This is a genomic window from Serratia sp. GW822-FHT06E05, from assembly GCF_058799445.1.
The window spans coordinates 164,408-187,972 of record NZ_JBXALM010000003.1; the positions used below are offsets into that span (position 1 = coordinate 164,408).

General features: G+C 57.3%; 19 protein-coding genes. 6 read left to right on the top strand and 13 right to left on the bottom strand.

Annotated features, from left to right (window positions below; all coding sequences use genetic code 11):
- Nucleotide 1: 1 nt before the first annotated feature.
- Nucleotides 2-3,292 (bottom strand): DUF5107 domain-containing protein, encoded by a 3,291-nt coding sequence (locus AC1RKC_RS10750; protein ID WP_046372609.1) that lies wholly within the window; start codon nt 3,290-3,292, stop codon nt 2-4.
- A 107-nt stretch (nt 3,293-3,399) separates the two neighbouring features.
- Here AC1RKC_RS10750 and AC1RKC_RS10755 point away from each other — a divergent pair, with 107 nt between their 5' ends.
- Together AC1RKC_RS10755 and AC1RKC_RS10760 are read left to right on the top strand one after the other, a co-directional pair.
- Nucleotides 3,400-4,602 (top strand): ROK family protein, encoded by a 1,203-nt coding sequence (locus AC1RKC_RS10755; protein ID WP_493092462.1) that lies wholly within the window; start codon nt 3,400-3,402, stop codon nt 4,600-4,602.
- A 38-nt stretch (nt 4,603-4,640) separates the two neighbouring features.
- Nucleotides 4,641-5,246 carry a transglycosylase SLT domain-containing protein gene (locus AC1RKC_RS10760; protein ID WP_041414972.1) on the top strand — a complete coding sequence of 202 codons (606 nt, stop codon included), beginning with the start codon at nt 4,641-4,643 and terminating at the stop codon, nt 5,244-5,246.
- Between the two features lie 63 nt (nt 5,247-5,309).
- Here AC1RKC_RS10760 and AC1RKC_RS10765 read toward each other — a convergent pair whose 3' ends face one another.
- Nucleotides 5,310-7,475 (bottom strand): YgiQ family radical SAM protein, encoded by a 2,166-nt coding sequence (locus AC1RKC_RS10765; RefSeq protein ID WP_048759807.1) that lies wholly within the window; start codon nt 7,473-7,475, stop codon nt 5,310-5,312.
- 182 nt (nt 7,476-7,657) lie between these two features.
- Between AC1RKC_RS10765 and AC1RKC_RS10770 the strand changes: the two genes are divergently transcribed.
- The gene (locus AC1RKC_RS10770) at nt 7,658-8,545 is read left to right on the top strand and encodes a PfkB family carbohydrate kinase (protein WP_048759808.1); all 888 of its coding nucleotides are present in this window, start codon (nt 7,658-7,660) and stop codon (nt 8,543-8,545) included.
- Between the two features lie 38 nt (nt 8,546-8,583).
- Here AC1RKC_RS10770 and AC1RKC_RS10775 read toward each other — a convergent pair whose 3' ends face one another.
- Both AC1RKC_RS10775 and xapA read right to left on the bottom strand, forming a co-directional pair.
- The gene (locus AC1RKC_RS10775; protein ID WP_041415706.1) at nt 8,584-9,843 is read right to left on the bottom strand and encodes a nucleoside permease; all 1,260 of its coding nucleotides are present in this window, start codon (nt 9,841-9,843) and stop codon (nt 8,584-8,586) included.
- 81 nt (nt 9,844-9,924) lie between these two features.
- Complete coding sequence (gene xapA, locus AC1RKC_RS10780; RefSeq protein WP_046372607.1) at nt 9,925-10,746, bottom strand: xanthosine phosphorylase; 822 nt, start codon at nt 10,744-10,746, stop codon at nt 9,925-9,927.
- Nucleotides 10,747-10,897: 151 nt separating this feature from the next.
- On the opposite strand from xapA, the gene AC1RKC_RS10785 reads away from it, so the two are divergent.
- Entirely contained in the window at nt 10,898-11,794 is an 897-nt protein-coding gene (locus AC1RKC_RS10785; RefSeq protein ID WP_488765362.1) for a LysR family transcriptional regulator, read from the top strand.
- A gap of 18 nt (nt 11,795-11,812) precedes the next feature.
- Here AC1RKC_RS10785 and ftsP read toward each other — a convergent pair whose 3' ends face one another.
- The 3 genes from ftsP to parC all read right to left on the bottom strand — a co-directional run bounded on the left by ftsP (nt 11,813) and on the right by parC (nt 16,727).
- Nucleotides 11,813-13,228, bottom strand: coding sequence for a cell division protein FtsP (gene ftsP / locus AC1RKC_RS10790; RefSeq protein WP_020828679.1), 1,416 nt, complete (start codon nt 13,226-13,228; stop codon nt 11,813-11,815).
- A 132-nt stretch (nt 13,229-13,360) separates the two neighbouring features.
- Nucleotides 13,361-14,095 (bottom strand): 1-acylglycerol-3-phosphate O-acyltransferase, encoded by a 735-nt coding sequence (locus AC1RKC_RS10795; protein WP_020828680.1) that lies wholly within the window; start codon nt 14,093-14,095, stop codon nt 13,361-13,363.
- 358 nt (nt 14,096-14,453) lie between these two features.
- Nucleotides 14,454-16,727 carry a DNA topoisomerase IV subunit A gene (gene parC, locus AC1RKC_RS10800; protein ID WP_020828681.1) on the bottom strand — a complete coding sequence of 758 codons (2,274 nt, stop codon included), beginning with the start codon at nt 16,725-16,727 and terminating at the stop codon, nt 14,454-14,456.
- A gap of 315 nt (nt 16,728-17,042) precedes the next feature.
- Here parC and AC1RKC_RS10805 point away from each other — a divergent pair, with 315 nt between their 5' ends.
- On the top strand, nt 17,043-17,624 hold the full coding sequence (locus tag AC1RKC_RS10805) for an NAD(P)H-dependent oxidoreductase (protein WP_020828682.1): 582 nt from the start codon (nt 17,043-17,045) through the stop codon (nt 17,622-17,624).
- Between the two features lie 159 nt (nt 17,625-17,783).
- Nucleotides 17,784-18,092: a putative quinol monooxygenase gene (locus AC1RKC_RS10810; RefSeq protein WP_020828683.1), complete on the top strand. Its 309-nt coding sequence runs from the start codon at nt 17,784-17,786 to the stop codon at nt 18,090-18,092.
- 27 nt (nt 18,093-18,119) lie between these two features.
- Here the strand turns inward: AC1RKC_RS10810 and AC1RKC_RS10815 are convergent, their stop codons facing one another.
- The 6 genes from AC1RKC_RS10815 to nudF all read right to left on the bottom strand — a co-directional run bounded on the left by AC1RKC_RS10815 (nt 18,120) and on the right by nudF (nt 23,536).
- The gene (locus AC1RKC_RS10815) at nt 18,120-19,016 is read right to left on the bottom strand and encodes a LysR substrate-binding domain-containing protein (protein WP_128864549.1); all 897 of its coding nucleotides are present in this window, start codon (nt 19,014-19,016) and stop codon (nt 18,120-18,122) included.
- An 80-nt stretch (nt 19,017-19,096) separates the two neighbouring features.
- Complete coding sequence (gene parE, locus AC1RKC_RS10820; protein WP_020828685.1) at nt 19,097-20,992, bottom strand: DNA topoisomerase IV subunit B; 1,896 nt, start codon at nt 20,990-20,992, stop codon at nt 19,097-19,099.
- Between the two features lie 47 nt (nt 20,993-21,039).
- Nucleotides 21,040-21,624, bottom strand: coding sequence for an esterase YqiA (gene yqiA, locus AC1RKC_RS10825; protein WP_261136099.1), 585 nt, complete (start codon nt 21,622-21,624; stop codon nt 21,040-21,042).
- Nucleotides 21,624-22,451, bottom strand: coding sequence for a 3',5'-cyclic-AMP phosphodiesterase (gene cpdA, locus AC1RKC_RS10830; protein WP_020828687.1), 828 nt, complete (start codon nt 22,449-22,451; stop codon nt 21,624-21,626). The genes yqiA and cpdA overlap by 1 nt, the downstream gene beginning before the upstream one ends.
- 27 nt (nt 22,452-22,478) lie before the next feature.
- A complete protein-coding gene (locus AC1RKC_RS10835) occupies nt 22,479-22,904 on the bottom strand; it encodes a DUF1249 family protein (protein WP_493092463.1) in 426 nt (141 codons plus the stop codon).
- Nucleotides 22,904-23,536: an ADP-ribose diphosphatase gene (gene nudF, locus AC1RKC_RS10840; RefSeq protein ID WP_020828689.1), complete on the bottom strand. Its 633-nt coding sequence runs from the start codon at nt 23,534-23,536 to the stop codon at nt 22,904-22,906. Before nudF ends, AC1RKC_RS10835 begins: the two co-directional genes overlap by 1 nt.
- Nucleotides 23,537-23,565: the final 29 nt, after the last annotated feature.

Genomic DNA, 23,565 nt, shown 5'->3' on the forward strand with positions numbered 1-23,565 from the left:
ATCAGTTGGCTAAAGTCTCGGCCAGCACGGTGAATAAACGCGCTTTGTCATGCGCAGGATTTATCGCCAGCAGCTCGCTTAACGTTTGCTGCGCTGCGGCTAACTGCCCTAACCCCAGTTGCGCCAAAGCCGTCACCAGCAGGCAGTGCTGTTGATGCGCCTGTTGCAGGTCATTGTCCAACGCCATCAAATCCGGCAGCGAAACGGCAAAGAAATCGGCGCCAGGCAACATCTCAGACTGCTGGCTTGCCCACTGCTGCATTTGGGTGAACTGCTGTTCGGCCTGTGCCGACTGCCCCAGTTGCTTGAGCGCCATGCCGCGATAGAACAAATAATCCACCGGTTGGTCGTTGTAGTAGCGGCTTTCAGCCAGTTCGCCGTGCCCCGCGCAGGCCTGTTGCCAGCAGGTGGCCGCTGCCTCGAGTTGGCCTTGCCGGGCAGCACAGATACCCAGCCAATAGTAGATATCGTTGTCGCTTTGCCCGGCCAGGCGCCCTTCCCCCAGATTTTGCGGATAGTGCAACGCCGACTGCAGCAAATGTTGCGCCTGCTGCGGCGCTCCCTGTTGCAGCGCCTGGAATGCCAACCGCTGCAGATTGATCAGATACTGGCCGGTGACTTTGCCTTCACCACCTTCCCACGGGTGAAACTCACGCTGCTGCAGGATCCGTTGCGCGTCACTCAACCGATCGCACTGGTTGTAAAGGCTCAGCAATTCGGCGGTAAGGTCGTCACGCCGGGCCACTACCGGCAAATGTTGCTCTAACATCGCCAGCCGCTGAGCAGGTGCAGTACCGAGGCGTTTGTTCAGTTGATCCAGTTCAAACAGCAGCCGAGCGTCATCAGGTTGCAGAGCAAAGGCCTGCTGCAGATGCGCCAGCGCCACGTCATGCTGCTGGAGTTTATTGAAGGCGTAGATCCCCAGATTGCGCCAGGCGTCGGCAAACGTCGGCTCCCGCTCCACGCATTGCTGCCACAGCGCTACCGCCTGCGAGTAGTTGCGCTTGCTGTAATGGAAACAAGCCAACAGATACTGTGCAAAAACGCACTCCTGCAGTTGGCTTAGCATCTGCACTTCATTCAGGGTATTGGGGAAGCGCACCTGGTGGCCGAAGCCGTCGCGCGCCTGCGCCAACAGCTGCCGATATTCCCGGTCACTTACCGCGCCTTTGCGCAGGCTGGCCAACATATAGCGCGGCAAGGTTTCCTGGCTGTCCAACAGCGTCAGTAACTCAATCGCCTGCTCTTTGGCTCCCCATTCACAGAGTTGGCCGGCAATGTTTAGCGCATTGATCCCACGGCAACCGGTCACCGACCGCAGCCGTTGTAAATCGGCCTCGGCGTGAGTTTGCGCATAGCGCAGGTAATACAGGCTGTAATGCAGCGGACGGGCGACAAGCTGGTCATCGATATAGTCCAGGCTCTGTGCCCCTTTCCCCAGGCGTTGCAACAGCAGCGCTTTTAGGGCGATCAGCGGATAATGGCTGGCGTTAACGCTCAGGCTGCTTTCACAAAACGCCAGCGCCTGCTGATACTCCCCGCGCCGCGTCGCGACCCGCGCCAGACCATAGAAACCGCCCGGTTTACCGTTACCGCTCCAGATGGCGCGGTAGAAATCCTCGTAGGCCGCGTCGTCGTTACCCAATTGTTCCTGAGCGCAGGCACGAATCAGGCTGGCTAACCCGCACTGTGGGTTGCGGTTAAGGTTATGGGCTCGTGCCAGCGCGTCATCCGCGTAGGCAATCGCACGTTGGAAATTGGCGCGGTTATATTCCAACGTGGCCAGAGCCAAATTGCAGCGATAATCAAGAGGATCCAGCGTCAGACCCCGCTGGTAGTAATCGAACGCCGAACGGCTGGCATGGTGGTATTGCTCCAGATGCTGGCCGATAAACCAGGCTTCATCGGCACTGACGATCTGTTCTGCCGCCAGTGGCGCTTTGGCGGGCTGCGGCAACTCGGTGCTTTCGCTCGCCTGATGCTGGCGATAACTGAGTACGCTGCGGCCCTGCGCGTCCTGCAATTCAATCGTCAGGCGACCGGAGAAATCGCCGGTCATGGTCTCCAGCAGGGCCGCACCGGGGGTGAGATCAACGCGGCGGTCGAGCAGCAGCTGCTGATCGCTATCGCTGCGGATCACCAACCGGTGCTGCGCCAGCGGCGCGACCGCATACAATCCCCACACCAGTTGTCGCCCGTCGCTTTCCAGTTTTAGTGCAGCACGGGTGTTGGCGTTCTGCACCATGCCCAGGGTGTTGTAGGGCAGGAAATTCTGCACAAAGCATTTTTCTTCGTAGGCGTCGAGCCAGGTGAAATCCGGTTGGTTATCGGTGTAAACCCCGGTCATCAGCTCAATGTAAGGGCCGTTATTGTCGGTCAGATTGCGATCCCAGGCCTGGCCAAATTCGCCGTGGCCCCAGCTCCACTGTTTCTTGCCGGGCGACACATGGCGATCGGCGATGTGCAACAATCCGCCCTGCTCATCGTGGCTGTAAGCGCCTACAAAGTCATAGTCCGACTTATGCGCCATGTAAGACGTCGGTACCGGGATATTCTTGTAGCGCGAAATATCCACACCGGCCGAATAATCCACCTTGTAGTAGGTGCCGGTGGCAATAGGGAACGAAGAGACATCGCGCTTGCCATGGTCAAAAACGGCGGTCACATCCGGCGGGAATACGCTCTGGTGATCGTCTCCACCTTTCACCGCCGGGTTGGCCCACCACAGGAAATGGCGCGGCGTCGGGTTAGGGTTAAAGATCTTGGCGCTGATTTCAATCAGCGCGCGGTCAGGATACAGCGTGAAACCGGCCATCACCTGCAGCCCGCGCATCGGCTCCACCTCCCCCAGCCAGACGGTCTGCGCCCCGTTATCGTGCTGCTGGATCTGGCAGTCCACCGGCATATAGGTGGTCGGACGGTGGTGTTGCGGCCAGTTGAACTCGATCCCCCCTGAGATCCACGGCCCCAATAACCCCACCAGCGCCGGTTTCACTACCTCGTTGTGATAGACAAAATCGCGCTGCTGCACTTTGTCGTAAGCCCGATGAATACGCCCGCCCAGTTCCGGCAACAGCATCACGCGCAGGTAGTCGTTTTCCAGATATACCGCCTGATAGCGACGCAGGGATTTTTCACCGCTCAGGGTGTCAATAACGCCATAGGGATAAACCGCACCGGACGATCCCTGATAGACGCGGTTTTCCAGGAACATCGGGTGCGAATCCTGCTCGCCCGTGCCGTAAGTGGGTAATTCAACCTGCTCTTGCCAAACCTTGACTGTCCCGTGCATGTTTTCCTCGCTAAAAATACTGAAGGTTGCTTTTCAGGCAGTCTAAATGACAGAATCGGCTACTTTACGCGCTACCATCACGCAATACAGTAAACGGGGTTTAATGAATGGCATTGCAAGGGTTGAATAACCAACGGGTGCGCAATTTTAATAAACGGGTGCTGTGCGCGTTGCTGTATCGGGAAAAGGTGGCCAGTAAATCGACGCTGGCGCGGCTTTCACAGCTGTCTATTCCTGCCGTCGGCAAAATTCTCGATGAGCTGCAGAAAGAACGCCGGGTTGAGCACGACCAGCAGAATTTGCACCGCCGCGGTCTGGGCGGCGGCAGTTACCGCATCGCTGCCTCTGAGCAACGGATCCTGTGCCTGAACGTGTCGCCCTATCTGATTGAAAGCATCGTGGTGGATGGCCTGATCACGCCGTGCAGCGCCTTCACGCCGCAACCGATCGTTGCCACCACGCCACAGGCGATGCTGCAGGAAATGGTGCAGATCTATCACCTGCACAGCCGACAACAGGGGATGCCGCTGAAAATAGCGCTGTCGATCCACGGCCAGGTAAACCCGCTCACCGGGGTGTCGCAGCGCATGCCACAGGCCCCCTGGGAAGGCCCGGTGGAGATAAAATACCTGCTGGAAGAGCGCCTGAAGACCGAGGTCCTGCTGGATAACGACTGCGTGATGCTGGGGTTGGCAGAAAAGTGGCAAAATAACGCTAACGCGCAGGACTTCTGCGTGATTAACGTCGATTACGGCATCGGCTCGTCGTTCGTGATCAACCAGCAGATTTACCGGGGCAGCCTGTTCGGCAGCGGCCAGATTGGCCACACCATCGTCGATCCCGATGGTGGCCTGTGCTCCTGCGGCCGTTACGGCTGTCTGGAAACCATTGCATCACTGTCGGCACTGAAGAAAAAAGCGCGCATTCAGCTAAAAGTCACCCCCAGAGCGCAACACGAAGGCGAAAGGCTTAAAACCCCCACCACCGCCGAGCTGATCGCCCGTTATCATCAAGGGGACCCCGCGTTGCAGGTGTTGGTGCAACGCGCCGCCCAAGCGATTGGCCTGAGCCTGTATAACTTCCTTAACATATTAAATATTAACCGTATTTATCTTTATGGCCGCAGCTGTGGCTTTGGTCAGGCCTGGCTGGAGACCATCATCAGCCAGACCGGGTTCAACCCCTTCGATCGTCACGATCAGATCCAGACTCAGGCCACGCATATCGGCTTTGGCCAACTCACGCGCGCGCAGCAGGTGATGGGAATTGGCTATCTGTATGTCGAACAGGCACTGACGGAGATGCTATGATGCCGACTTTTATCCCAGCAAAAACAATACGGAGCACCATGAAACCCACCCTACGACACTGGTCGCGCGCAGGCGTGATATGCCTGATGCTGATCCTGGCCGGTTGTTCCAGCAAAAAACCGCGTACCAGTTATGATGCTCATGCCTTTGACGACGCGATTGAGGATGCTGCGGATAAATACGATGTCGATCAAAAACTGATCGCTGCGATGATCAAGGTCGAGTCCGGTTTTAACCCGGCGGCAATCAGCCGCTCCAATGCTATCGGGTTGATGCAGTTGAAAGCCGACACCGCCGGCTGTGACGCCTATCGCTACAAAGGGAAACGTGGCTGTCCGGACGACGACGATCTGCTGGATCCGGATACCAATATCGACCTCGGCGCAGCCTATCTGGCCGTGTTGCAAAAACAGCAGCTTAAAGGCATCGACGATCCTGTCACGCTGCGTTATGCCACCATCATCGCCTACGTCAACGGCACCGGTGCGCTGCTGCGGACCTTCTCCAGCAACCGCCAGCAAGCCATTTCGATGATTAACAATCTGTCACCGGAAGCCTTTAACTGGCACGTGCGCAAGTATCATCCCGCCCCGCAGGCGCCGCGCCACTTGATGAAGGTAGAAGCGGCCTACGAGCAGCTCTGATTTTCAAAAGCAAAAAAGGAGAACCCGAGGGTTCTCCTTTTCGTTTAAGCCAGTGCCGAGCCGTTATGGCTTGCCGTTACGAATCGGCTTGCGCGGCGACTTATTGGACGGCGTACGCTGACGGGTGATGTCGGTGTGCTTGGTCAGCGCCGGGCGGGTATGACGCTGCAAGCGCTTGGCTTCGCGCTGTTCGTCAATGCTCGGTGCCGGCACCAGACACTCGCGACGGCTGCCGATCAGGTGCTTCATGCCCATTTCTTCCAGAGCGGTACGGATCATCGCCCAGTTGGCCGGATCGTGGTAACGCAACAGCGCCTTGTGCAGGCGACGCTGACGATCGCCTTTCGGTATCACCACATCTTCACTCTTATAACCCACTCTGCTCAACGGGTTCTTGCCGCTGTAATACATGGTGGTGGAGTTCGCCATCGGTGACGGATAGAAGTTCTGCACCTGATCGAGACGGAAACGGTTTTTCTTCAGCCACAGCGCCAGATTCACCATATCCTCATCGCGGGTGCCCGGATGCGAGGAGATGAAATACGGGATCAGATACTGCTCTTTGCCCGCCAGCTTGGAGTAATGGTCAAACAGCTGTTTAAACCGGTCGTAGCTGCCCATGCCCGGCTTCATCATTTTCGACAGCGGGCCTTCTTCGGTGTGTTCCGGCGCAATCTTCAGGTAGCCGCCAACGTGGTGGGTAGCCAGCTCTTTGATATAGCGCGGATCTTCCACCGCCAGATCGTAACGCACGCCAGAGGCGATCAGGATCTTCTTGATGCCTTCCAACGAACGCGCACGGCGATACAGCTTGATGGTCGGTTCGTGGTTGGTGTCCATGTAGGTGCAGATTTCCGGGTACACGCACGAGGCGCGGCGGCAGGTCTGCTCAGCGCGCGGGTTGGTACAGCGCAGCATGTACATGTTGGCGGTCGGGCCGCCCAAATCGGAGATCACACCGGTAAAGCCCGGTACTTTGTCACGAATTTCTTCGATCTCGCGAATAATGGAGTCTTCCGAACGGCTCTGGATGATGCGCCCTTCGTGCTCGGTGATCGAACAGAATGAACAGCCGCCATAGCAACCGCGCATGATGTTGACCGAGAAGCGGATCATGTCATAGGCAGGAATGGTTTCCTTGCCGTAGGACGGGTGCGGAATACGCTGGTACGGCAGGGCAAACACGCTGTCCATTTCCGGCGTGGTCAGCGGGATCGCCGGTGGGTTGATCCACACGTAACGGTCGCCGTGCGACTGCATCAGCGCACGGGCACAGCCAGGGTTGGTTTCATGGTGCAGAATGCGCGAAGTGTGCGCATACAGGACCTTGTCGGCCTTCACCTTTTCAAATGACGGCAGCAACACGTAGGTTTTTTCCCACGGCTTGGGCTTGGCGGCGCGCACGGTGACCGGTTTGGCCTCCGGCTCCGGTTTACCGCCGTCAGCACACGGCAGATCGTCGCCGTAAGGGTTCGGGATAGGCTCAATGCGGCCCGGCTTGTCCAAACGGGTAGAATCCACCCCGGTCCAGCCCGGCAACGCACCCTTGCGCATCACCGCGGTGTTGCGGATGTCGTGGATCTCGCTGATTTTCTCGCCCGCAGCCAGGCGGTGCGCCACTTCCACCAGCGGACGCTCGCCGTTGCCGTAAATCAGCATGTCAGCTTTGGAGTCCACCAACACCGAACGGCGTACGGTATCAGACCAGTAATCGTAGTGAGCGATACGACGCAGGCTGGCTTCGATGCCGCCCAGCACGATCGGCACGTCTTTATAGGCTTCTTTGCAACGTTGACTGTAAACCAGCGTCGCGCGATCCGGACGTTTGCCGCCCACGTTGCCGGCGGTATAGGCATCATCGTGACGCAGTTTTCGATCGGCGGTATAACGGTTGATCATCGAGTCCATGTTGCCGGCGGTGATGCCGAAGAACAGGTTCGGTTTGCCCAACCGCATGAAATCTTCTTTATTGCTCCAGTCCGGCTGCGCAATGATGCCGACGCGGAAGCCCTGCGCTTCCAACATGCGGCCGATGATCGCCATACCAAAACTCGGGTGGTCGACATAGGCGTCACCACTGATAATGATCACATCGCAGCTATCCCAGCCCAGTTGATCCATCTCTTCGCGCGACATCGGTAAAAATGGCGCGGTGCCATAACATTCGGCCCAATAAGGCTTATAGGAAAACAATTCACGATCGGGTTGGATCAGGCTGGTAGTGCTCATTCTGGTGCTCTTTCACAGGTTAATTAATCGCCGGGCGGCGATTATACGCACTAGTGACAAAAAGAGCATGGTTATTTCACGCCTTCGCCACAGCATCTCGGGCTTCCCTCTCGACTCCACGCGCCTGCGCGGTCATCATAGCGCATTCTGTTCGGCCCACCGGCCGACAGCGGAGGAGATCAATGAGTGAGTTTTTAGCAGTAAAACCGATTCTGGCCCTGGGCAGCGCGATCGTTGAGGTGACGCTGACGCAGGAGCAAAAAATAGGTGGCTGCGCGTTTAATGTTGCGCGGGCGCTGAAGCGCCTGCAGGTCCCGGTGCTCAACGGTATGCCGGTCGGCAATGGGGTATGGGGCGCGGCGATTGAAGCCGAGATGGAAAGTTTAGGCCTGCAGGTACTGCTGCGCCATGGCCAAATGGACAACGGCCGCCGTCTGACACAGATGCAACCCAACGGCGAGTCGCTGTCGGTGATCGAGCCCGGCTGCGAAACCCAGTGGAATAAAGCCCAGTTGGGCACGCTGCCCCTGAGCGAAGACACGCTGATTTACATCAGCGGCGAGCAGTTGGCCGGAGAAAGCGGCGAGGCGGTACGTGAGTGGTTAACACGTTTGCCGTTTGACCAGTGGCGGCTGATTGATCCCGGCCCGGGCATCGCTCAATTGGATGAAGATTTCTTTGCCATGCTCAGCGACAGCCACACCCTGCTGACGCTGAACCGAAATGAAGTGGTCACGCTCTGCGGCGCGGGCGATGCGCTCACCCTGGCCCAAGAGTTTGCCACCGCGCACAATATCACGCTGATATGTCGGTTGGATTGCGATGGCGTCTGGATTTGCCGTGGCGACACCCCGCCGCTCCAGATAGCGGCCTATCCGGTGAACGTCGTCGACACTCTGGGGGCGGGCGACGCCCACTGTGCCGGCCTGCTGGCCGGGCTCTCCGCCGGTTGGCCATTGCCCCAAGCGGTCGATCTGGCTAACCGCGTGGCCGCCTGCGTGGTAGCAACCCAAGGTGCAAGCGACGGGCCAGACTGGCAACAGCTACAACAGCGTTTCCCCGACGTTTGATGCCAAATGGGCGCGGTTTGCGCGCCCCTCTTCTTTTTCTAATGCGCTCGCTCTACCGGCCCGACATATTCTTCCGGCCGGTGCTGATAGTTGAAGGTCAGCGCAAAAATGATCCCCAGCACCAACGTATACAGCGCGAAGATCAACCAGATGCTCTGCCAATCTTTTACGCCGTCGTGGGTGAAGAAATCCACCACTTCGCCGCTGGCTATCGCCCCCAGATAAGCGCCGATACCGTTGACCATGGTCATGAATAACCCCTGCGCACTGGCGCGGATGCGGCTATCGGCCTCTTTCTCAACGAAGATAGCCCCGGAGATATTAAAGAAATCAAAGGCACAGCCGTAAACGATCATCGACAGCAGCAACAGCACAAAGCCGAAACCAACCGGGGTCCCATAGGCCAGGAACAGGAAGCGCAGCGTCCAGGCCGCCATGCTGATCAGCATTACCTGTTTGATGCCGTATCGACGCAGGAAGAACGGAATGGTGAGGATAAAGAACACCTCGGAGATTTGTGACAACGACAACAGCACCGCCGGGTATCGGACGCTTATGCTGTCCTGATACAGCGGGTTGCTCGCGAAATCATGCAGGAAGGGATTACCGAAGGTGTTGGTGATCTGGAGTGCCGCGCCCAACAGCATGGCAAACAGGAAAAACAGCGCCATACGCCGCTGGCGAAACAGCACCAACGCGTCCAGCCCCAGCACGCTGAACCAGCTTTTCGATTTTTCGACTTTGCTGGTCGGGCAATTCGGCAGCGTCAGAGAATAGCAGGCCAGCAACAGTGACACGGCAGAAGCCAGATACAGCTGCATATTGCTCAGCTCAATTCGGCTAAAGCCGATTAGCCACATCGCCACAATAAAGCCCAGGGTGCCGTATACCCGCACCGGGGGGAAATCTTTCACCGTGTCGTAACCGTGCTTTTCCAGGCAGAAATAGGCAATGGCGTTGGAAAGCGAAATGGTCGGCATATACACCATGGCGTTGAACAGCATGACCCAGAACATCACCATCGGCTGCTCAACCTGGGCGGCGCAATACAGCGCAAGCGCACCGAACAGATGACACAGCGCGTACAGGTAATTGGCCCTGATCCAGCGGTCGGCAAGAATGCCCGCCAGCCCCGGCATAATCAGCGCCGCGACGCCTTTGGCGCTGTACACCATGCCCACCTGCAACCCGCTGAAATGCAGGGTATTAATCATGTAAGATCCCAGCGTAACCAGCCAGGCACCCCAAATAAAAAACTGCAGAAAAACCATTATCTTCAGTCGCGTTTTTATTGCCATCACCATCACCTTATTATTTTGATTAAAACGATGATTCACGCGGCCAGGCCCCTGCACCTCGCCGCGGGGGAATTTGCAGCGTTACAGCGTTTTGAAGAACTCACGGATCAGGCGCATAAAGTCTTCTGCCGCCAGGGCCGCGCAGCTCAGCGTTTGCTCGTGGGACAGTGGCGTATCGGACAGCCCTTCGGCGTAGTTGGTCATCGCCGAAACCACCAGTACTTTCAGCCCGCAATGGCGCGCAGAGAGCACTTCCGGCACGATGGACATGCCGACCACGTCGCACCCCAGCGTTTGCATCATGCGAATTTCAGCCGGGGTTTCGAAGTTGGGCCCGGTGTAAGCGGCAAACACCCCTTCCGCCAGCGGAATACCCACGCGCTGGGCCACCTGCGTCAGTTGAGCACGCAAATCGCGATCGTAGGCATTGGCCAGGCTGAAAAAGCGCGGACCAAAACGCTCATCGTTATCGCCAACCAACGGCGACTCGGGCATAAAGTTGATGTGATCGGTGAGGGCCACCAGGCTGCCCGGCGGCACCGACTGGCGCAACGAACCGGCGGCGTTGGTCGCCAGCAGGAATTCGCAGCCCAACAGTTTGAAGGTACGTACGGCAGTGGTCATCACCTGCATACCGCGCCCTTCATAGTAATGACCGCGCCCTTTCATGCACACGACAGGAACACCTTCCAGCCAGCCGGCAACCAACTGGCCGGCATGCCCCACCACGCTGCTGACCGGGAAACCCGGCAGTTCGGCGTAGTCGATGGTCAGGGTGTCGGTCATCACCTCCGCCAATGCCCCCAAGCCGGAGCCCAGAATCAAAGCCGCTCGCGGTTGGAAGCCCGGCAGGCGGGCGCGGATAGTTTCAGCACAGGAAAAAGCATCTTCTTGATTAAACATAGTATTCTCTTCTGTGGAAGGGTGAAATAATCCCCATAGTAGAGAGCGATGCGCACCGGCGACCAATACATTATTGGCGGCTGATTTATTCCATTCATCTATAAATTGCTCGCATCAGGAGGCCATCATCAACCTAAAGCAGCCACAACAACTGCCGGATCCCAGCCGGATTAACTTCCGCCTGCTGCACTATTTTCGCGTGGTGGCGGAAGAGATGAACTTCACCCAAGCCGCACTGCGGCTGAACATCTCCCAACCCCCGCTCAGCAAACACATCAAAGAGCTGGAGAGCCAACTGGGCGTAGAGCTGTTCAAACGCACCACCCGCTCGATGGCGCTGACGCTGGCGGGCCGAACCTTGTTTCACAACGTCGAGATGCTATTGGATCAGGCGGGTAATGCACTCAATCAGGTGCAGCAATTGGGGCGTGGCGAAGCGGGCCATATGGTGATTGGCATGGTCGGCACATCGGTGTGGGGTGGGCTGATACCGGCGCTGAAGCGCTTTACCGAAAAAACGGCCAACGTCACCTGGGCGTTGAACGAACTGACACCCGGCCAGCAAATAACGGCGCTGCAAAAACGTCATATTGATATCGGCGTGTGGCGAGAAGCCAGGGAACAGATATTACCGGGGCTGGCATGCCAACTGCTGGCACGGGAGAACATTGCGCTGGTGCTACCGCTCGATCACCCGCTGGCACAGGCGGAAAGCCTGCCGCTGGCGGCGCTGCGGCATGAAAAATTCATCGTGCTGCCGCCTCATGAGGCCAGTCTGGGGCTATATCTGCACAACCTGTGTTTGCAGCAGGGGTTCAAACCGGATATCGCCTATCAGGTCAACGAACCGCAAACCCTGATGGCGCTGGTGGCCGAAGGCTATGGCATCACGCTGTTGCCGGACAGCTACGGCCGCATTCCGTGGCCCGGCGTGCGTTTTTGCCCGCTGCAGCAGGCACCGTCAGCGGATTTGTACGCCATTTACCATGCCGACAGTGCGACGCCGGTGGTGCAGGCCTTTCTGACGATGTTGGGTACGGCAGCTTAGCTGCCGTACCCAGCGAATTTACAGCGCAGGCTGCACCATAAACTGGCCTGCGCTGCCGCGATCTGCCATTTCCAGCGTCTGGCTGTAGTAGAGGAACGGGAAATGTTCTGAGGTGGACTGATTGAAGTAAACCAACAGCTCAACGTCCCCGTCGATCCACACCGTGTCTTTCCAACCGCGATCTTCTGCCATTGGCTGCGCACCGTTAACGCGCTTGACCAGGAACTGTACGCCCTGAATGTGGAACGCCTGCGGGGTATCCGCATGGATATTCCAGCGCTCCCAGCTCCCCTGCTGAGTTTGCACATCGATGCGATTCATGTCCCAGATCGCCCCGTTGATCCCGGCCTGGCTGTCGCCCAAACGGAACTCGCGGGTGCGGCTGACGCTGCCGTCCAACAGTTGATCGGCCAACAAGCGCATCGGCAGGTTATCGGTCACCAACGGCAACAGCCCGGTCGGTTTCAGCGTCAGCACTTGGGTAGAGACCAAGATGCTCGAAGGTTCAAACAAGCCGCGCAGGCGATCCATAATGCCTGCCGCTTCGCCGGCGGTGATCGTCACCTCATCGCCTTTTGACATGTCGATCAACACTTCACGACGTTCGCCCGGTGCCAGCGAAAGCTGCTGTACCGCGACCGGCGCAGGCAAAAAGCCCTGATCGCTGGCGATCACGTTGAGCGGTCGCCCGTCACTCAGTTGCAGCATGTAGCGACGTGAGTTGGAAGCATTAAGCAGGCGCAAGCGCACCCAGCCGCGGGAGACTTCGATATAAGGATTTTGTACGCCGTTAACCAACAGCGTATCGCCGACAAAGCCCCCCTGCGACGGCGGATCGTATTCCGGCGTGCCGAAGTTATCGAGGCGCTTGTCCTGAATGATTAGCGGGAAGTCATCTACGCCATAGTGATTCGGCAAAGGCAGCGATTTGCTGACCTCGTCTTCGACCAGCCACAGCCCGGTCAAGCCATTGTAAACATGCGGCGCCATGCGGTTAGGGGTGCTGGCATGATACCAGCAGGTGGCCGCATTCTGGCGGATCGGCAGCACCGGCGACCAGTCAACGTTGGGAGACATCATGCGCGGCGCGCCCCCCATCAACGTACCCGGCACTTGCAGGCCGCTGATGGTCATCGCCACCGGCTCCGGCAGGCGGTTGCTGTAAATCAGCTTTACGTCATCACCGTTGTAAACCCGCACCGTCGGCCCAAGGTACATGCCGTTGATGCCCCACACCGACGCCTTGCGGTTATCCATAAATGCCCAGTGGGCACGCTGTAAGGTTAAAAACAGCGGTTGCCCACGGCGGGATTCCAGCAACGGGGGAACAGGTAACGGGGTCTGCGTTCCGCTCGCCTCAGCCCTCAGCGGCACGGCTCCCGCGCACAGCGCCAAGCCCGATGCCTGAATAAACTGACGTCGACTGAGTGACATATTTTCTCCATGAAAAGCAATGACTAAACCGTGTGCAAAGACCGGGCCCCTGTTAATCAGATTAGCAGGAGCCCCGGCGTTAACGGCATTTGGCGCCGTTTAAAAGTTCATTCTTTGAAGCCGGTAGGAATATTATTTTCCGGCGGCATTGCGCTGGGCGACTTCCGCATCCAGCTCGGCGATTTTCGCCAGCATCAGCTCATGGCAATGGGCCGCCAGCTCACGCACATTTTCTCTACCGTAGCCGCTGATATCGACCGGCTCCAACATTTCGACGATCGCATGACCATTATTCCAACGGTTAAGATTAATTTTACCGCTGGTGGTGGAAACGCAGATGGGCACAATCGGCACCCCGGCGGCGATTGCCGCATGGAATGCGCCGGTTTTAAACGGCATCAGCCCGCGCCCGCGGCTGCGGGTGCCTTCAGGAAACATCCAGATCGAAATGTCGCGTTTTTTAAACTGTTCGGCGACCTGTGCAATGGTGCCGTGCGCTTTGGCGCGGTTATCACGGTCAATCAGCAGGTTACCGGTCAGCCAATACAGTGGACCAAAGAACGGTACCCACAGCAGGCTCTTTTTACCCACGGTCACGGTACGCGGCTGCACCGCTTTGGCGGCGGTCACCATATCGTAGTTATTCTGGTGGTTGGCGATATAAATGCAGTTGCCATTTTTGGCCGCATCGGCCGGTACGCGGACTTCCACCTTCAAACCGAATAACCCGGAAAGGCGGCCAAACAGATGACCGAAGGTCGCCACATGGCGAGGATCGCGCGGGCTGAACAAACAGTAAATAGAACCGAAGATGCACACCAAAATACAATACAGAGTGGCAAGAATGGCACGCAAAATTAATAACATAACAACCTCATTAGCACACTGCCGACACAGCCTGAAACGCTGCGCAGGTCCCTTTTTCACTTCATACTTGAAGCTGCATCTGTGTTGGCTGCGTCCGCGCACCCCAGTCACTTAGTTTACTAAGCTCCCAGGGATTTACGGCCTTGCCGCCTTGATGCAACTCCAATTATTTTGGGTAAACTCATTCTTTGATTGCAGGGGCTGAAAACCTGCCCTGCATTTTTTTGCTATTTTCCCGCCAGCCGGCGATACGCACAATAATTTTATGCAGAGAAATGTTAACTATTTGAAAATAATTGCCGGTTGAGTGAAAAAAAGCGGGCGCAATATGCTGCGCCCGCTTGTTATTCCCTCAGGGTTACTCTTCGCTGTCGCCCGTCGGCGCTCGTGCAGGCGCGTCGATCTCTACGCGATCGATACGCTGCAGGCCACGTGGCAGTGAGGTGCCTTTACGGCCCCGCTCCGCACGGAACTTCTGCAAATCTTCCGGACGCAGCGTCAGCTTGCGTTTACCCACATGCAGCGTCACAGAGGTCTGCGGCGGCAACACGAACAGCCATGTCAGCTTGTCTTCACCGGAGGCGGCCTGCGCCGACGGGATAGAGACAATCTTGTTACCTTTGCCCTTCGACAACTGAGGCAGATCGGCAACCGGGAACAGCAGCATGCGACCGGCTGCGGTGATCGACAGCAGCATATCGTCGTCGCCGTGGATCTCCATCGGCGCCAGCGCTTTAGCGTTGTCCGGCAGAGTAATCATCGCCTTGCCGGCACGGTTGCGTGCCACCAAATCGTTGAAGGTGCAAACGAAGCCGTAGCCGGCGTCGGAAGCCATCAGCAGTTTTTGGTCGTCCGCCGCCATCAGCACCTGCTCAATGGTGGCGCCCGGCGGTGGCGTCAGCTTACCGGTCAGCGGCTCGCCCTGCCCGCGTGCCGAAGGCAGCGTCAACGGATCAAGCGCGTAGCTGCGTCCGGTGGAGTCGATAAACACCACCGGCTGGTTGGTTTTGCCGCGCGCCGCGCTGCGGAAGCTGTCGCCCGCCTTGTAGCTCAGGCCGCTTGGGTCGATATCGTGGCCCTTGGCGCTGCGCACCCAGCCCATTTCAGACAGCACAATGGTCACCGGCTCAGAAGGCACGAAGTCGTGCTCACTCATTGCCTTGGCTTCCGAACGCTCGGTAATCGGCGAGCGGCGATCGTCGCCGTAGGCCAATGCATCGGCCTGGATCTCTTTCTTGATCAGAGTGTTCAGCTTGCGCTCGGAGGCCAGCAGCGCCTGCAGTTGATCGCGCTCTTTGGCCAGTTCGTCCTGCTCACCCCGGATCTTGAACTCTTCCAGCTTCGCCAAATGGCGAAGTTTCAGTTCGAGGATGGCTTCGGCCTGAGTGTCTGAAATACCAAAACGCGCCATCAGCACCGGCTTGGGTTCGTCCTCAGTACGGATGATGTTGATCACTTCATCGATATTGAGGAACGCCACCAGCAAACCTTCGAGGATGTGCAGGCGTTTCAGCACTTTTTCCAGACGGTAATTCAGGCGACGGCGTACCGTATCGCGACGGAACGCCAGCCACTCGGTCAGGATTTCTACCAGCCCCTTGACCTGCGGGCGGTTGTCCAGACCGATCATGTTCATGTTGATGCGGTAGCTGCGTTCCAGATCGGTGGTCGCAAACAGGTGGTTCATCACCTGTTCCAAATCGATACGGTTGGAACGTGGCACGATCACCAGCCGCGTTGGGTTCTCGTGATCGGATTCATCACGCAGATCTTCAACCATCGGCAGCTTTTTGGCGCGCATCTGGCTGGCAATCTGCTCCAGCACCTTGGCGCCGGAAACCTGGTGCGGCAAGGCGGTAATCACCGCGCTGCCGTCTTCTTTCTTCCAAACGGCGCGCATACGCACTGAACCGCGGCCATTTTGATAGATTTTGCGAATTTCGTCGCGCGGCGTGATGATCTCGGCTTCGGTCGGGAAGTCCGGCCCCTGCACGAACTCGAGCAGGTCTTCAAGCGAAGCGCCCGGCCGCTCGAGCAGCTCCACCGCAGCGGCAGCCACTTCACGCACGTTGTGCGGAGGGATATCGGTCGCCATGCCCACGGCAATGCCGGTGGTGCCGTTCAGCAGAATGTTGGGCAGACGTGCCGGCAACATCTTCGGTTCTTGCATAGTGCCGTCAAAGTTCGGCACCCAGTCAACGGTGCCCTGACCCAGCTCGGCCAGCAACACTTCCGCATATTTGGACAGGCGCGATTCGGTATAACGCATCGCGGCGAAGGATTTCGGATCGTCCGGCGCACCCCAGTTCCCCTGGCCGTCTACCAGCGGATAACGATAAGAGAATGGCTGCGCCATCAATACCATAGCTTCATAACAGGCGCTGTCGCCGTGCGGATGGTATTTACCCAGCACATCACCGACGGTACGGGCGGATTTTTTGAATTTGGCGCTGTTGCTCAGCCCCAGTTCCGACATGGCGTAGATGATGCGGCGTTGTACCGGCTTCAAACCGTCACCGATGTACGGCAACGCCCGATCCATGATGACGTACATGGAATAGTTCAGATAGGCGTTTTCAGTGAATGTGTGCAGCGGTAAACGCTCTACACCGTCATGAGTCAGATCACTCATTACTCAATTATCCTCAGACCGTGGCTTGGCAATCCCTGGACGACAAAGGGTTGATTCTGCCTGCGATAGTAACCCATCAGCAGGGTAGCTGTCACAGATGGCGCAGCAATCATCCGGCGAAGCCGGTGTATCAGGCAGTTTTGTGCAAAATAGCGCTATGCGGTGGCGCATTTATTGACTCACAGTCAACACTGTTGTGCGCTGGATCGCATTTTTACTTGTATTGCTAACGATTACACTGCTTCTCAGCGAAATGTTTCCCGCCCCCGGCGCGGAGAACATCACACATTCTAATTCTGACAGGAGCCGTGAATAATGAGCAATATCCTGATTATCAATGCTAAAAAGCAGTTTGGCCATTCCAACGGCGAACTCAATCAAACCCTGAGCGACGTGGCGGAAAGCTTCCTGCGCGATGTACCGCACCAGGTGCAGGTCACCGTCGTCGACGACGGTTACGACATCGAAGCCGAGGTGCAAAAATACCTGTGGGCCGACGTGGTGATTTATCAAATGCCGGGCTGGTGGATGGGCGAGCCGTGGATCCTGAAAAAATACATCGATGAAGTGTTCACCGCCGGGCACGGTAGCCTGTACGCCAGCGACGGTCGTACCCGCTCTGACGCCGGCAAGAAGTACGGCTCCGGCGGCCTGATCCAGGGCAAGAAATACATGCTGAGCCTGACCTGGAACGCCCCGCTGGAAGCCTTTACCGACCCGGATCAGTTCTTCCATGGCGTCGGCGTCGACGGCGTGTATCTGCATTTCCATAAGGCCAATCAGTTCCTGGGAATGGAAGCGCTGCCGACCTTTATCTGTAATGATGTGATTAAACAACCGGATATCGACAGCGACATCGCACGTTATCGCGCGCATCTGACCGAAATTTTTGCTTAACTGATAGGTTATTCCCGAGATAATTCAAGTTGCATCAAGGCGGCAACCAAACGCATCCGCGGGAGCGTACAAGTGGTACGTGACCGGGGTAAGTACGGACAGCCAACAAAGAGGCGGCTTGAAGTATGATGGGAATACACGTCAACCAATGAGGTAATGATGATCACCGTAATTGCAGAAATCAAAACCAAGCCGGGCCACCGTGAAACGGTTCTGAAGGCGATTGAGAAACTGGTTCCGCTGGTACTGGCAGAGGATGGCTGTAGCGAATACACGCCGATGATCGACAGCCACACCCAGGCGCCATGGCAGAAGCTGTCGCCGGATTCGGTGTTTATGCTGGAGAAATGGGCCAGTCAGGCGCATCTGGAAAAGCATCTGGATATCGCTCACATGCACCGTCATCGTGACACCATCAAAGACAGCGTGCTGGGCGTGACCATTCACGTGCTGGGCAACGCCCTGTAAGACCGGTTGGGAACAGCCAGCCGTTTTCTACAGCGTCTGCGCATCAATATGCGCACTGACGTAGTCCAGAAAACAGGTAATACGCGCCGCCAACTGGGTATTGCGGTAATACACCGCATTAATCGGTTGGCGCACATCCAGCGTTTCCTGTTCCAGCAAGGGTATAAGTCGCCCCGCACGCTGATCGTCTCGCGTCATGAAATCCGCCAATTGCACTATCCCTTCCCCCCGTAACGCCAACTGACGCAGGGTTTCACCGCTGGAAGCCGAGATTGTCGGGGTAATGGCAAAATGCTGCGCTTGCTGATAGCGCAACGGCCACAGGTTGAGCGACTCCGGCTGGGTGAACCCGAGCAGGCAGTGCTCGCGCAGCGCTTCCACGCTGCCCGGTGTACCATTGCGCGCGAGATATTCCGGGCTGGCAAGAATACGCAAGCGGCTGGAGCCCAACAGACGTGCATGAATGGTCGAGTCCCGCAGCGCGCCAATGCGAATGGCAATGTCGGTGCGCTTTTCCAGCAGATCGATGATCAGGTTATCGGTATTCAGTTCCAGTTCAATCTGCGGATAGCTTTGCCGGAAGCCGGCCACCAGCGGCACGATCACGTGTTCCATAAACGGAGCGGCAGCGTTGACCCGCAGTTTCCCGGCAGGAATCAACCTGCGCAACGCCATTTGCTCTTCGGCATTTTCCACCGAATGGATAATCTCACGCGCGTGGCTGAGAAAATTCTGGCCTTCTTCGGTCAGCTCCAGTCGACGCGTGGTGCGGCGCATCAGGGTCGTATCGAGTTTTTTTTCCAACCGGCTGAGTGCGCGGCTGATGCCGGAGGTGGTCTGGCCGAGCTGTTCGGCTGCGGCAGTGATGGAGCCGCTGTCAACGACGGTGGTAAAGGCAAGTAACTCTTCGAGGGTGATTTTCATGCATGCCGCCCAGAGTGGTCGGGTGCCGCACGCAGCGCCCCTGCGGAAAGAAGGCCCGGCAGAGAAGCCGGGCCTGACAGTCAGACAGAAAGCTCGGCCATATCGCCTTTGTCCTGCAGCCAGTTACGGCGGTCTTCTGAACGCTTCTTGGCCAGCAGCATGTCCATCATCGCCAGCGTCTGATCCACATCGTCGTCACTCACCGTCAATTGCACCAGACGGCGGGTATTCGGATCGAGCGTGGTTTCACGCAGCTGCAATGGGTTCATCTCGCCCAGCCCTTTAAAGCGCTGAACGTTAGGCTTGCCTTTTTTGCGCTTCAACTGCTCCAGCACGCCGGCTTTCTCTTCTTCGTCCAGCGCGTAGTACACCTCTTTGCCCAGATCGATACGGTACAGAGGCGGCATCGCCACATACACGTGGCCGCCCTTCACCAGCGAACGGAAGTGACGCACGAACAGCGCGCACAGCAGCGTGGCGATGTGCAAACCGTCGGAGTCCGCATCCGCCAGGATACAGATTTTACCGTAACGCAGTTGGCTAAGATCTTCGCTGTCCGGGTCAATGCCGATCGCCACGGAAATGTCGTGCACTTCCTGCGAGGCCAGCACTTCGTCCGAAGACACTTCCCAGGTGTTGAGAATTTTGCCTTTCAACGGCATGATCGCCTGATATTCGCGATCGCGCGCCTGCTTGGCTGAACCGCCCGCCGAGTCCCCTTCTACCAGGAACAGTTCGGTCATGTTCAGATCCTGCGACGTACAGTCGGCCAGTTTGCCCGGCAATGCCGGCCCGCTGGTCAGCTTCTTGCGCACCACTTTTTTGGCGGCACGCAAACGCCGCTGGGCACTGGAAATCGCCAACTCGGCCAGTTGTTCCGCCGCCTGAACGTTCTGGTTCAGCCACAGGCTGAAGGCGTCTTTCACCACGCCGGAAACGAAGGCCGCGCACTGGCGCGACGACAAACGTTCTTTGGTCTGGCCGGCGAACTGCGGATCCTGCATCTTGACCGACAGCACATAGGCGCAGCGGTCCCAGATATCTTCGGCGGACAGCTTAACGCCGCGCGGCAGAATATTGCGGAATTCGCAGAACTCACGCATCGCGTCCAGCAGGCCCTGACGCAGGCCGTTGACGTGGGTACCGCCCTGCATGGTCGGGATCAGGTTGACGTAGCTTTCGGTCAGCAGCTCACCGCCTTCCGGCAGCCACAGCAACGCCCAGTCCACCGCCTCGGTATCGCCGGAGAAGTTACCGACAAAGGCCGCTTCCGGCAGGGTGATCAAGCCGTTGACCGCTTCCATCAGGTAATCGGTCAGGCCGTCCTGATAGCACCAACGTTGCTCGGTGTTGTTCAGCTTGTCGATGAAGTAAATTTCAACGCCGGGGCACAGCACCGCTTTGGCCTTCAGCAGGTGGCTGAGGCGCGATACCGAGAAACGCGGGCTGTCGAAGAACTGCTCGTCAGGCCAGAAGTGGATGCTGGTGCCGGTATTGCGCTTGCCGCAGCTGCCGGTCACCGCCAATTCCTGCACCTTGTCGCCGTTTTCGAAGGCAATGCTGTAGACGTTACCGTCACGCTTGACGTTGACTTCCACCCGTTTCGACAGGGCGTTAACCACCGAGATCCCCACGCCGTGCAGACCGCCGGAGAACTGGTAGTTTTTATTGGAGAATTTACCGCCGGCGTGCAGACGACACATGATCAACTCAACCGCAGGCACGCCTTCTTCAGGGTGGATATCCACCGGCATGCCGCGGCCGTCGTCGATCACTTCCAGTGACTGATCGGCGTGCAAAATCACGTCGATGCGCTTGGCGTGACCGGCCAAAGCTTCATCGACACTGTTATCTATCACCTCTTGGCCGAGGTGATTGGGGCGCGTCGTGTCGGTATACATGCCGGGACGACGGCGCACTGGTTCTAGACCGCTGAGTACTTCAATGGCATCAGCGTTATAGCTGGATTGAGTCATCGTTGATTATTTTTTCGTGGTTAAAGGAAGGTGCCGGAACCGTCTGCTCAGACAGCGTTGAGCCCTAAAAAATCCACAATCTGGGGGAAGTAGTGCTCGAAACCGATGAAAGCGTGGTTTCCACCCGACTCCACCGTCTGACGGCACGCAGTGTAATAGGCCACCGCTTGCCCATAATCGAGAATTTCATCGCCCGTTTGTTGCAGCAACCAGATTAAATCCGGTGACTCCAAGGGATCGATCTGCATCGTTTTCAGATCGTAAACGTGTCGTGACTCTAACACATATTGCTGGCCGGTGTAGGGGTTCTCGTTTTCGCCAAGGTAGTCAATCAGCAGCTCAAACGGCTTCACGGCAGGGTTAACCACTACCGCTGGCAGTGAAAAACACTGCGAAAGCCAGGTCGCGTAGTAGCCACCCAGCGAGGAACCGACCAGGCCCATCGTCTGCCCGGCACGCTCCATCACCAGATTCTCGATCATTTCGGCGGCTTCAGCCGGAAAAACCGGCAGCTGTGGCACCAACATTTCGATATGCGGATGATGCTCGGCCAGCCACGCCTTGAAGGACGTCGCTTTGGCCGAGTACGGCGAACTGTTAAAACCGTGCAGATAGAGCAGCGTAGAAGGCATCAGTACCCATCCGAATCCATGTCGGGGCGGAAGTCGTCGTTTTCCAATCGGAAAACCTGCGTCTCGATACGGCCGTCCGGCAGCAAGTCAAGATAGCGCCAGCCGGGCGAAACATCGTCGATGGTAAAATTGGTGCAGTGCGGTTTGAACTGCACGCAGGTAGAGGGCGACGCCAGCAGACGACGCCCCTGCCACTCCAGATCCAGCTCCTGGTGAATATGCCCGCACAGCAGCGTGTTCACTTTCGGGTAGCGCAGCAGCACCGCACCCAGCATGTGTGGGTTGCGCAGGCTGTGCTGATCGAGCCAGGTGCAGCCGGAAGGCAGCGGATGATGGTGCAGCAGCATCAGGGTATAGCGCTCGGGATAGGCCTGCAGGCAGCGCTCCATCCACTCAAGCTGGTACTCGCTCAGTTCGCCGTGCGGCACGCCGAAAACCTGACTGTCCAGCAGCAACACCTGCCAGTGGTCGCCCACCAGCACCTGCTTTGACGGGGCGATACCGGCGGCGGCCAATGCGTCGACCATCGCCGGCTGAAAGTCATGGTTACCCGGCAACCAGACGCAAGGCGCCGGCAGACGGGCAATACCTTCGGCAAAATGCCGGTAGGCAGCCAATGAATGATCCTGGGCCAAATCACCGGTGGCGACGACCAAATCAAAATCACGCTGCTGCGCCAAAATGGCGTCCAACACCGCGTGATAGCTGCGATAGGTATTGATGCCGAGCAAAGTCTCATTTTCGCCGGCAAAAAGGTGGGTATCTGTTATTTGCAGAATCCTGACCCTGGCCCCACTTGCCACGGTCGGTTTAAACAGGCTTTCCAAATGGTGTCCTTTGTTATCTCAGTCTGTCTAACAAACCGGAACCGCCATCGCTCCATGCGCCAAACAGTAGCGCAACCAATCAGCAAGAAACTGGTTAATTTGATGCTTTTCGTCGCGTTGATGCAACTTTTTGTTGGGATAATCATAACGCGCTTTAAAGCGATAGATCTGCTGACTTGAACACACTTCCGCAACCATCGCGTCATGATACAGGCGCACCGTCATGGCAGGCAGGCTCCAGTAGCAGACCGCCGGGACGGTCTGCTCAATCTGCACCAGCGAGGTATAACGTGTGGATTCAACAATAGTCAGACGATAACTGGCGCCACTCACCTGATAAGTCACCGTTTCGCCCACTTCATCGTTGCGCGGCAACAAGCGGCGCAATTGCGCGAAGTTGGTTTCGCACAATCTCATCATTTCGGGGAAATCAGGGGTATAGCGCTGTTTCATTAGTTGGCCCACTCTTTTCTCAACGATTCATGGTGCAACGCCAGCCACTGCAATGCAATCACTGATGCCGCGTTATCAATCGCGCCCTCTTCAACCCAGCGGTAAGCCTGTTCGCGGCTGACCACATGGACACGGATATCTTCATGCTCTTCTTCCAGTCCATGGATACCTTCCGCCGTGGTGGCGTCCACCTCGCCGACCATGATCGACAAGCGCTCGCTGGTGCCGCCTGGGCTCGCCAGATAACTCAGCACCGGCTTGCAGCGTCCGACCGTCACGCCGGCTTCTTCCTGCGCTTCGCGGCGGCACACGTCTTCAACGCTTTCGCCGGTTTCGATCATACCCGCCACCATTTCCAGTAGCCAGGGCGAGCTACTGGTATCGACCGCAGCGATGCGCAGTTGTTCAATCAGCACCACCTCGTCACGCACCGGGTCATAAGGCAGCAGCACCGCCGCGTGCCCACGCTCGAAAATTTCGCGCTTAATCTCCGGGCTCATATCGCCGTTGAATAAACGGTGACGAAAGCGATATAAATTGAGTGAAAAAAAACCACGGTAAAGTGTCTCACGTGCAATAATTTCTACATCATTTTTATCGAGAGTAACGGGCGATGGCTGCGAGTGGCTCATAAGCGAATTCTCCTGCGTGAGTATGCCGA